Raw genomic sequence first — 10,720 nt, 5'->3', positions numbered from 1 at the left:
GCCACTCCTGTGCGAAGAGGTGGGCCGCGGGCGGGCCGGGGTGTCGTGGGAGTGCGGGGTCACGCCGAGCCGAGTTCGTTGTCGATGAACGCGAAGACGTCGTCGGCGGAGGCCTCTTCCAGGCGGCCGGTGACGGCTGCCGCATCCTGGCCGAGGGTTTTGTCCAGGTCGTTGAGCAGGGTCTGCAGGCGGGTGGTGACCCTGCTCTGTTCCAGGTCCTCGGCGGTGAGGTCGCCGAGCCGGGCGGCGACCCGTTCGAATTCGGCGACCACGGCGTCCACGGAGGTGCCCGCGCCGGCGAGTTCGGTGCCCAGGTACGTGGCGAGGGCGGCGGGGGTGGCGTAGTCGAAGATGAGTGTGGCCGGCAGCGGCACCCCGGCGGCGCCGCTGATCCGGTTGCGCAGGTCGACCGAGGTGAGCGAGTCGAAGCCCAGGTCGCGGAAGGCACTGGTCGGTTCGACGGCTCCGGCGTCGCCGTATCCGAGGACGGTGGCCGCCTGGCCGCAGACCAGGTCCCGCAGGGCGCGCTCGCGTTCCCCTCCGGTGAGTCCCGCGAGCTTCTCCGCGAAGCCGTCAGCCGCGTTCGCGCCGTCCGTCCCGGTGGTGCGCCGGGCCTCCGGGAGTGCGGAGAAGAGCGGGCTGGGCCGGGTCGCGGTGAACGCGGGGGCGAACACCGACCAGTCGACGTCGGCGACGGTGACCGTGGTGTCGCCGCCGTCCAGGGCGCGGCGCAGCGCGGTGAGGGCGGTGTCCGGGTCGAGCAGGGACATGCCCATCGCACGGGCCGAGGAGCGCACCGTGTCGTGCGCCGCCATGCCGTCGCCGCCCCAGGGTCCCCAGGCGACGGAGGTGGCGGGGAGTCCGGCCGCGTCGCGGTGTTCGGCCAGGGCGTCCAGGTAGGCGTTGGCGGCGGCGTAGTTGGCCTGGCCGGCGCCGCCGACGGTGGCGGTCAGGGAGGAGAAGAGCACGAACGCCGACAGGCCGAGGCCGGCCGTCAGTTCGTGCAGATGACGGGCGGCGTCCGCCTTGGGGCCGAGGACGCGGGCGAACCGGCCTGTGTCCAGGGCGTCCAGGACGCCGTCGTCGAGGGCGCCGGCCAGGTGCACGACGGCCGTCAGGGGCTGCTGCGCCGGTACGGAGTCCAGCAGGCCGGCCAGTGCCGACCGGTCGGCGACGTCGCAGGCGGTCAGGGTGACGCCGGTGCCGGTGGCGGTGAGTTCACGGACCAGGTCGGCGGCGCCGGGCGCGTCCGGACCGCGGCGGGAGGCGAGCAGCAGGTGTTCGGCGCCCTCGGCGGCGAGCAGGCGGGCGACCGCTGCGCCGACCGCGCCGGTGGCACCGGTGACCAGCACGGTGCCGGACGGCTGCCAGGGGGCGCCCGCGCGGGCCGGGGCACGCTCCAGCCGGCGTCCGTAGGCGCCGGATTCCCGGATCACGACCTGGTCCTCGCCTCCGGCGTCGCCGAGCAGCGCGGCGAGGCGGGCCACGGTCCGCGGACCGGCCTCGGCGGGCAGGTCGACGAGGCCGCCCCACCGGTCGGGGTGCTCCAGGGCGGCGACCCGGCCGAGGCCCCACAGGGCGGCCTGGGCGAAGCCGGTGACGGTGGCTCCGGCACCGTGCGCGACGGCGTCCCGGGTGGCGCACCACAGCGGGGCGTCGGCGCCGGTGTCCCCGAGTGCCTGGACGAGGGTGGCCAGGGCGTCCGGCCGCGTCTTTGGGGCGGGCAGGTACAGGATGCCGTCGACCGTGGTCCGGCCGGTGAGTGCGGCGGCCAGAGCGGCGCGGTCGGCGGTGTCCCGCACGGTCAGGGTGTCGAGGTCCAGCCCGTGGCCGGCCAGTCCCTCGGTCAGGCCGGTGGCCCACGGCGCGTCGGCGACGGACTCGGGGACGACGGCCAGCCAGGTCTGGCCGAGCACCGGGGTGGCGGAAGGCGCCAGCGGTTCCCAGGTGACGCGGTAGCGCAGTCCGTCCGCCGCGGCGGACGCCTGCCGCCGCCCGTGCCAGGTGGCGAGGGCGGGGACGACGGCGGCGACGGATCGCTCGTCGTCGAGACCGAGGGTGGCGGCGACGGCGCTCACGTCCTGCTCGCGCACCAGGTCCCAGAACGGGTCGCCGGCGTCGCCGGCGGAGCCGGCCGCGGCCTGACGCTCGGCCTGCAGGATGGGGGCGTCCTCCCAGTGCCGGTCCCGCCGGAACGGATACGTCGGCAGGTCGACGGTGCGGCCGCCGGTGAAGACCGTGCGCCAGTCGGGCCCGGTGCCGGTGAGGTGGAGGCGGCAGAGGGCGTCGACGAGGGCGGCGTCCTCGGCACGGTCGCGCCGCTGGGTGCCGATGGCGTCGGGGACCACGTCCTGCGCCATGGTGCTGAGCACCGAGTCGGGGCCGATCTCCAGGAAGCGGGTGGCACCCTCGGCGGCGAGCGTGGTGACCCCGTCGTGGAAGCGGACGGCCTCGCGGACGTGCCGTACCCAGTAGTCGGCGCCGGCCAGGCCGTCGGCGATCCGGCCGGTGACGTTCGAGACGACCGGGAGCGCGGGCTCGCGGAAGGTGAGGCCGGCCAGTACCTCGCGGAAGGATTCGAGCATCGGGTCCATGCGGTGCGAGTGGAAGGCGTGCGAGACCTTCAGCCGGGTGCTCTTCTCGGCCCGGGCGGCGACGGCGAGGACGGCCTCCTCGTCGCCGGAGACCACGACGGAGCGCGGGCCGTTGACGGCGGCGATGTCGACACCGCCGGTGAGGAGTGCGGTGACGTCGGCCTCGGTGGCGCGCAGGGACACCATCGCTCCCCCGGCCGGCAGGTCCTGCATGAGGCGGCCCCTGGCGGCGACCAGGGTGACCGCGTCCTTCAGGTCGAGCACGCCGGCGACATGGGCCGCGACGATCTCGCCGATGGAGTGTCCGGCGAGGAGGTCGGGACGGACGCCCCAGTGCTCCAGCAGCCGGTAGAGGGCGGTCTCGAAGGTGAACAGCGCCGCCTGGGTGTAGACGGTGCGGTGCAGCGGCGCGTCGGCGCCGTCGGCGTCCTCGTCGAACATGACGTCGGCCAGCGGCCGGTCGAGATGAGTGTCGAACGCGGCGCAGATCTCGTCGAAGGCGGCGGCGAACACCGGGAAGGCGGCGTGCAGGGTGCGGCCCATGCCGGGGCGCTGCGAGCCCTGGCCGGAGAAGAGCACGGCGAGGCGGCCGGGCTCGGGGGCCACGACGGGCGTGCGGGTGCCCGCGGCGACCTCGCGCAGGGCCGCCAGCAGTTCGTCCCGGTCACGGCCGGTCACGGCGGCGCGGTGGCTGAACAGGGAGCGGGTGGTGGCCAGCGAGTGGCCCACGTCGTACGGGTCGAGGTCTCCGGCGACCGCCAGCAGCCGTTCCGCCTGCCGCCGCACGGCGTCGGCGCCCTTGCCGGAGAGCAGCCAGGGCACGACGGGCAGCTCGGCGCGGTCGGGGGTGCTCTCGCCCGTCCCTGCGGGCGGGGCCTCCTCCAGGACGGTGTGCGCGTTGGTGCCGGAGATGCCGAAGGAGGAGACGGCGGCGCGGCGCGGCCGGCCGTCGCCGTCCCAGGGGCGGGGTTCGGTGAGGAGTTCGACGTCTCCCGCGTTCCAGTCGACAGCGGTGCTGGGGGTGCCGACGTGCAGCGTCCTGGGGAGAGTGCCGTGGCGCATGGCCATGACCATCTTGATGACGGCGCCGACTCCGGCGGCCGCCTGGGCGTGGCCCATGTTGGACTTGATGGAGCCCAGCCACAGCGGCCGGCCCTCGGGGCGGTCCTGCCCGTAGGCGGCGATGACGGCCTGGGCCTCGATGGGATCGCCGAGCGTGGTGCCGGTGCCGTGGGCCTCCACCGCGTCGATGTGGTGCGGGGCCAGCTGGGCGTCGGCGAGCGCCTGCCGGATGACACGGACCTGGGCCGGTCCGCTGGGCGCGGTGAGGCCGTTGGAGGCACCGTCCTGGTTGACGGCGCTGCCGCGGACGACGGCGAGCACCGTGTGGCCGTTGCGGCGGGCGTCGGACAGCCGCTCGACGAGGAGCATGCCCGCGCCCTCGGCCCAGGCGGCGCCGGCGGCGTCGTCGGAGAAGGAGTGGCAGCGGCCGTCGGGAGACAGCGCGCGGCGCTCGCTGAACTCGACGAACATCTCGGGGCTGGCCATGACGGCGGCCCCGCCCGCCAGCGCGAGGGAGCACTCGCCCTTGCGCAGCGACTGGATCGCCGAGTGGAGGGCGACCAGCGAGGAGGAGCAGGCGGTGTCCATCGTGACCGCCGGGCCCTCCAGTCCGAGGGTGTAGGCGATCCGGCCGGAGACGATGCTGCCGGAGATGGTACCGCCGAGGTAGTCGTGGTGCATCAGGCCGACGAAGACACCGGTCTGCGTGCCCTTCACGGCCGTGGGGTCGATGCCGGCCCGCTCGAAGGCCTCCCAGGTGACCTCCAGCAGCATGCGCTGCTGGGGGTCGGTGCCGGGCGCGTCCTTGGGGCTGATGCCGAAGAAGGCGGGGTCGCACTCGGCGGCGTCGTACAGGAAACCGCCGTGGCGCACGTAGGACTTGCCCGGGGCCCCGGGCTCGGGGTCGTAGAGGGCGTCGACGTCCCAGCCACGGTCGGTGGGGAAGTCGGAGACGACGTCGATGCCCTCGTCGACGATGCGCCACAGGTCCTCGGGGGTGCGTATCCCGCCGGGGTAGCGGCAGCCCATACCGATGATGGCGACGGGTTCGTGGTCCTGCTCCTCCAGCTCCCGTACGCGGCGCCGGCTGCGCTCCAGCTCGGTCGTGGCCCGCTTCAGGTAGTCGCGGAGCTTGTCGGCCGTTGCCGGGTCTTCCATCACAGGGCTCCCAGTTCGTTGTCGATCGTCGCGAAGAGTTCTGCGTCGCTTGCCTCGCCGAAGTCCTGCGGCGTCGCGGGCGCGGCGTCGCCGCCGCGGGCGTCCTGCCAGCCGCGGAGCAGTGCTTCGAGGCGCGCGGTGACACGGGCGTGGCTGCCGTCCTGGTCGGGCAGGCCGAGCAGGGCGGCCTCGAGCCGGTCCACGTCGGCCAGGGCGGACCGGGCGAGGTCGGCCGGTCCCGGGACGAGTGCGGTCCTGAGGTGGGCGGCGAGTGTGCGGGGCGAGGGCTGGTCGAAGACCAGCGTCGCCGGGAGGGTGAGGCCGGTCGCGCCCGCCAGGAGGTTCCGCAGCTCGACGGCAGCGAGCGAGTCGAAGCCCATCTCCTGGAAGGCGCGTCCGGGGTCCACCGACTGCGGTGAGGGGTGTCCGAGCACGCCGGCGACATGGGTGCGGACCAGGTCCAGCAGGACACGGTCGCGTTCGGTGTCGGGCAGGGCGGCGAGCCGCTCGCCCCAGGAGACGGACGAGGGGCTGTCCGCGGTGTCGGCGCCGGGCCTGCGGGCCGCGGGGCGGACGAGTCCGCGCAGCAGCGCGGGGACGCCGTCCGGCCGGGCCCGTACGGCCGCCCCGTCCAGCCGGACGGGAACCACGAGGGCGTCCTCGGTGCCGAGGGCCGCGTCGAACATGCGCAGTGCCTGGGCCGGGGCCAGGGGCGGCAGGCCGAGGCGGCGCAGCCGCTCCAGGTCGGCCGATTCGATGCCCGCGCTCATGCCGCCGCCCGATGCCCACAGGCCGTAGGCCAGCGAGACGGCGGGCAGGCCGAGGGAGCGGCGGTGGGCAGCGAGGCCGTCGAGGAAGGTGTTGGCGGCCGCGTAGTTGGCCTGGCCGGCGCCTACGAGCAGACCCGCGGTGGAGGACAGCAGGACGAACGCGGACAGGTCCGAGTCCCGCGTCAGGTCGTGCAGGTGCCAGGCGGCGTCCACCTTGGGCCGCAGGACCCGTTCGACGCGGTCGGCGTCGAGGGTGGCCAGGACCCCGTTGTCGACGACGCCTGCGGCGTGCACCACGGCGCGGACCGGGTGCCGGCCGAGCAGTGCGGCGAGGTCGGCGCGGTCCGCGACGTCGCAGCGGGCGAGGGTGACCTCGGCGCCGAGGGCGGCGAGTTCGTCACGGAGGCCTGCCGCGCCGGGGGCGTCCGCGCCGCGCCGCCCGGCGAGCAGCAGGCGGCGTACGCCGTGCTCGGTGACCAGGTGGCGGGCGATCAGGGCACCCAGGCCGCCGGTCCCGCCGGTGATGAGCACGGTGCCGTCAGGGTCCCAGGCGAGGGTAGCGCCGGGCTTGGCGCGGGCCAGGCGCGGCACGCGTACCTCTCCGTCCCGTACGGCGATCTCCGGCTCGTCGGAGGCCAGCGCGGTGGCGAGGGCGGTGTCCGGGGCGGCGCTGCCGTCGGTGCCGATCAGCAGGAAGCGGCCGGGGTTCTCGGCCGTCGCGGCGCGCACGAGGCCGAACAGCGGGCTGTGCGCGAGCTGGTCGCCGCGCAGCAGTACGGCGAGCCGACTGCCGGTGAAGCGTTCGTCGTCGAGCCAGTGGCGCAGGGTGTCCAGGGTGGTGCCGACCAGGTCCCGTGCCCGCTCCGGCAGGCCGGTGCCGCCGGCGGGGTCGGCGGGTACGGCCAGGACGACCGTGCCGGGCACTTCGCCCGCGTCCGCCAGTGCGGCGAGGTCGCGGTGCCGGGGCGCGTCGAGGCCGGCGTCGGCGCCGCACACGGCCAGGGCGGACGGGACCGGGTGCGCCGCGCCCGGGGCCGGGACGAGGTCGACCCGGTACAGGGGGTCGTCGGCGTCCGCGGTGAGCTGGTCGGCCGTGACGGGGCGGGCCACGAGGCCGCGGACGGTGGCGACGGGTGTGCCGTCCCCGTCTGCCAGGTCGAGGCGTACGGCGTCGTTGCCCGCCGGGGACAGACACAGGCGCAGGCGGTCGGTGCCCGCCCGGTGCAGGGTGACGCCGCTCCAGGCGAACGGCAGAACGGCCTGTCCGCCGGCCAGGTCCAGCAGGTTGACGTGCAGGGCGGCGTCCAGCAGGGCCGGGTGGAGGCCGAACGCGCCGGCGGTGGTGCGTGCCACCTCCGGCAGGGCGGCTTCGGCGTACAGTTCCTCGCCCCGGCGCCACATGGCGCGCAGGCCCTGGAAGACCTCGCCGTAGCCGTATCCGGTGCGGGCCAGTTGCGTGTAGAGCCCGTCCAGGCCGACGGGTTCCGCGCCGGCGGGGGGCCAGGCGGCGGGGTCGGTGTGCGGTGCCCCGTCGGTGGGCGCGGTGGTCAGGACGCCCCCGGCGTTACGGGTCCACGGGGTGTCCGGGGTGTCGGTGCGGCGGGACCAGACGGTGAGTTCGCGGCGTCCGTCCCGTTCCGCGTCGACGGCGACCTGTACGGCCACGGAGCCGTGTTCGGGCAGGGTGAGGGGAGCGTGCAGGGTGAGTTCCCCGACAGTGGCGCAGCCGGTCTGCGCGGCGGCCCGCAGCGCCATCTCGACGAAGGCGGTGCCGGGCAGCAGGACGGTGCCGTGGACGGCGTGGTCGCCGAGCCAGGGGTGGGAGGACAGGGACAGCCGCCCGGTGAGGACCGCGCCCTGGGTGTCGGGCAGTTCGGTCGCGGCGGTCAGCAACGGATGACCGGTGGCCTGCTGTCCGAGCCCGTCGGCGTCGCCTGTGCCGCCGACTGCGGCCTCGAGCCACAGGCGGGTCCGCCGGAAGGCGTAGGTGGGGAGGTCGGTGACCCGGGCGTGGTGGGGGGCGTGGAACGCCTCCCAGTCGACGGTCCCCCCGGCGGCGTGGAGCCGGGCGACCGCGCTGACGAAGTCGTGCGTCTCGTCACCGTCGCGGCGCATGACGGGCAGGCACACGCTGTCAGGGGGGAGGCACTCGGCTGCCAGGGCGGTGAGCGCCGCGTCCGGGCCGACCTCGAGGAACGCCCGGACGCCCAGGTCGTGCAGGGTGTCGAGAGCGGGGGCGAAACGGACGGTGCGGCGGACATGGTCCACCCAGTAGCCGGGGGTGGTGAGCTCGCCGGGGCCGGCGAGGGCGCCGGAGAGGGCGGAGACCAACGGGATCCGGGGCTCCTGGTAGTCGCACCGGGAGGCGGCCTCGGCGAAGGCTTCCAGCATCGGGTCCATCAGCGGTGAGTGGAAGGCGTGGGAGACCTTGAGCCGCTTGCCGCCTCCGAAGCGGGCGGAGAGTGCGTCGACGGCCTCCTCGGTTCCCGAGACCACCACGGAGCGGGGGCCGTTGACGGCGGCGAGACCGACCCGCCCGTCGAGGTACGGGGCGACCTCCTCCTCGGTCGCCCGCAGCGCGGCCATGGCACCGCCGGCCGGGAGGCCTGCCATCAGGCCGCCGCGGGCGAGGACGAGGGAGACCGCGTCCGGCAGCGAGAACACCCCGGCGACATGGGCGGCCGCAAGTTCACCGACGGAGTGACCGGCCAGGTGGTCCGGCACCACGCCCCAGGACTCCAGCAGCCGGTACATGGCCACCTCGGTGGCGAAGATCGCGATCTGCGCGTGATCGGTGCGGGTGAGCGGCGAGGAGTCACCGTCGATCACCTCGCCGAGCGGGCGCTCCAGACGGGGATCGGCGAGCGCGCACACCGCGTCGAACGCCTCGGCGTAGACGGGGTAGGCGCGGTGCAGGGCGCGGCCCATGCCGGGGCGTTGGACGCCCTGCCCGGTGAACAGGAACGCCGTCCTGCCGCCGACCGGGGTGAGCGGCTTCGCGGTGGCCAGGGCGTCGAGCAGTGCGCCGGTGTCGCTGCCGACGGCGACGGCTCGGTGTGCGAAGTGGGTGCGGGTGGTGGCCAACGACAGCGCGATGTCCGCCGGAGCGGCGTCGTCGTGTCCGGTGAGGTGATCGCGCAGGCGGGCGATCTGGCCGGTGAGTGCCTCGGAGCTCCGGCCGGTGACGATCCAGGGCACGGGCGTGGCGGCGGGAACGCTCGCACGGGGTTCGGCCACCGTCGCGGCGGGTGTCTCCTGGGTGCCGGGGGCGGCCGCGGGTCCCTCTTCGACGGGGGCCTGTTCCAGCACGACGTGGGCGTTGGTGCCGCTGATGCCGAAGGAGGAGACGGCCGCGCGGCGCGGACCGCCGCTGTCGGGCCAGGGGCTCCGCTCCAGGGCCAGTTCGACGGCTCCCGCGTCCCAGTCCACCTGGTCCGTGGGGGCGTCGACGTGGAGGGTGGGCGGTACCTCTCCGTGGCGCATGGCCATGACCATCTTGACGACCCCGGCGACGCCTGCGGCGGCCTGGGTGTGACCGAGGTTGGACTTGACGGAGCCCAGCAGCAACGGCCGGTCCGCGGGGTGCTCGCGGCCGTACGTCGCCAGCAGCGCCTGTGCCTCGATCGGGTCGCCGAGTGAGGTTCCGGTGCCGTGCGCCTCGACCACGTCGACGTCGGCGGCGGTGAGTCCGGCGCCGGCCAGCGCCTGGCGGATGACTCGTTGCTGGGAGGGGCCGTTGGGCGCGGTCAGCCGGCTGCTGGCGCCGTCGGAGTTGACGGCGCTGCCACGGACCACGGCGAGCACCGGGTGTCCGTTGCGCCGGGCGTCGGCCAGACGTTCGACGAGCAGCATGCCGGCACCCTCGCCCCAGCCGGTGCCGTCGGCGGCGGTCGAGAAGGCCTTGCACCGGCCGTCGGGGGCGAGGCCGCGCTGCCTGCTGAAGTCGACGAACGTCTCAGGGGTGGACATCACGGTGACCCCGCCCGCCAGCGCGAGGGAGCACTCGCCGGCCTGCAGCGCGCGCACCGCCCAGTGCAGGGCGACCAGCGAGGAGGAACAGGCGGTGTCGACGGTGACGACCGGGCCCTCCAGGCCGAACGTGTAGGCGATGCGCCCGGAGGCGATGCTCGCGGCGCTGCCGTTGGCGAGGTAGCCGTCGAGGTCGTCGGGGACGGTGTCGAGGCGGGTGGCGTAGTCGTTGTACATCACACCGGCGAAGACGCCGGTGCGGGTCCCGCGCAGGGAGGCCGGGACGATGCCAGCCCGCTCGAATGCCTCGAAGGACGTCTCCAGCAGCAGGCGTTGCTGCGGGTCCATGGCGAGGGCCTCACGGGGGCTGATGCCGAAGAAGTCGTAGTCGAAGTCGGGGGCGTCGTGCAGGAAACCGCCCGTGCGTGCGTAGGTCGTGCCGGGCCGGTCCGGGTCGGGGTCGTACAGGGCGTCCACGTCCCAGCCGCGGTCGCCGGGGAACTCCGACACGGCGTCGGTTCCCGTCGCCACCAGGTTCCACAGGTCCTCGGGCGAAGTGACACCACCCGGGTAGCGGCAGCCGATGCCGACGATGGCCACCGGGCCGTGTGCGCGTTGTTCGTTCTCGCGCAGCCGGCGCCGTGCCTCCCGGAGATCCGCCGTCGTACGCCTGAGGTAGTCGAGCAGCTGCTCTTCGTTGTTCACCAGCGCGCCATCCGATCGGGATCGAAAGTGGGGCCTCGGTCCTGCGGACTGTCTCCGGACGGGATCCCGGTCCGCTTCCCCCTCCGTTGACGGAGGCTAGGTAGGGGACGGTGGCGCTTGATACCCCTACGGCCCCCAGGGGCCCGTGAGCCGGTACAGGGGGCGGTCGGACGGAGTGCCCGAACGGGCAGGTGCGATGCGGGAAACGTGACCGGTTTCATGCGCGTCGCGGCCCGATTCCTTTCTTTACTTCCCGGTAAATCAATCGGCCGGGAAAGCCGTCCCGCCAGGCATCATGAACGGGAAGTAACTTCCGGAAGGGCCTGGTTGACAACGTTGACAACGACCTATAGCCTCGCTATTCATTTGATTGAGCAGCTCTTTTCCTTCCCTCCGGAAAGGATTGCCGAACCGATCGAATCGCGCCACACAAAAGAATGACACTTTCCTACCGCTCTCATA

The 10,720-nt window shown here is 74.4% G+C and carries 2 protein-coding genes; both read right to left on the bottom strand.

Going from position 1 to position 10,720, the window contains the following annotated elements:
- Positions 1–59 precede the first annotated feature (59 nt).
- Complete coding sequence (locus OG488_RS38060) at positions 60–4,817, bottom strand: type I polyketide synthase (RefSeq protein ID WP_443074265.1); 4,758 nt, start codon at positions 4,815–4,817, stop codon at positions 60–62.
- Complete coding sequence (locus OG488_RS38055; protein WP_329238108.1) at positions 4,814–10,258, bottom strand: SDR family NAD(P)-dependent oxidoreductase; 5,445 nt, start codon at positions 10,256–10,258, stop codon at positions 4,814–4,816. Before OG488_RS38055 ends, OG488_RS38060 begins: the two co-directional genes overlap by 4 nt.
- Positions 10,259–10,720 lie beyond the last annotated feature (462 nt).

Origin of the sequence: Streptomyces sp. NBC_01460, assembly GCF_036227405.1 — a bacterium.
GTDB lineage: Bacteria > Actinomycetota > Actinomycetes > Streptomycetales > Streptomycetaceae > Streptomyces.
This window is presented reverse-complemented; position numbering and strand designations above follow the sequence as displayed.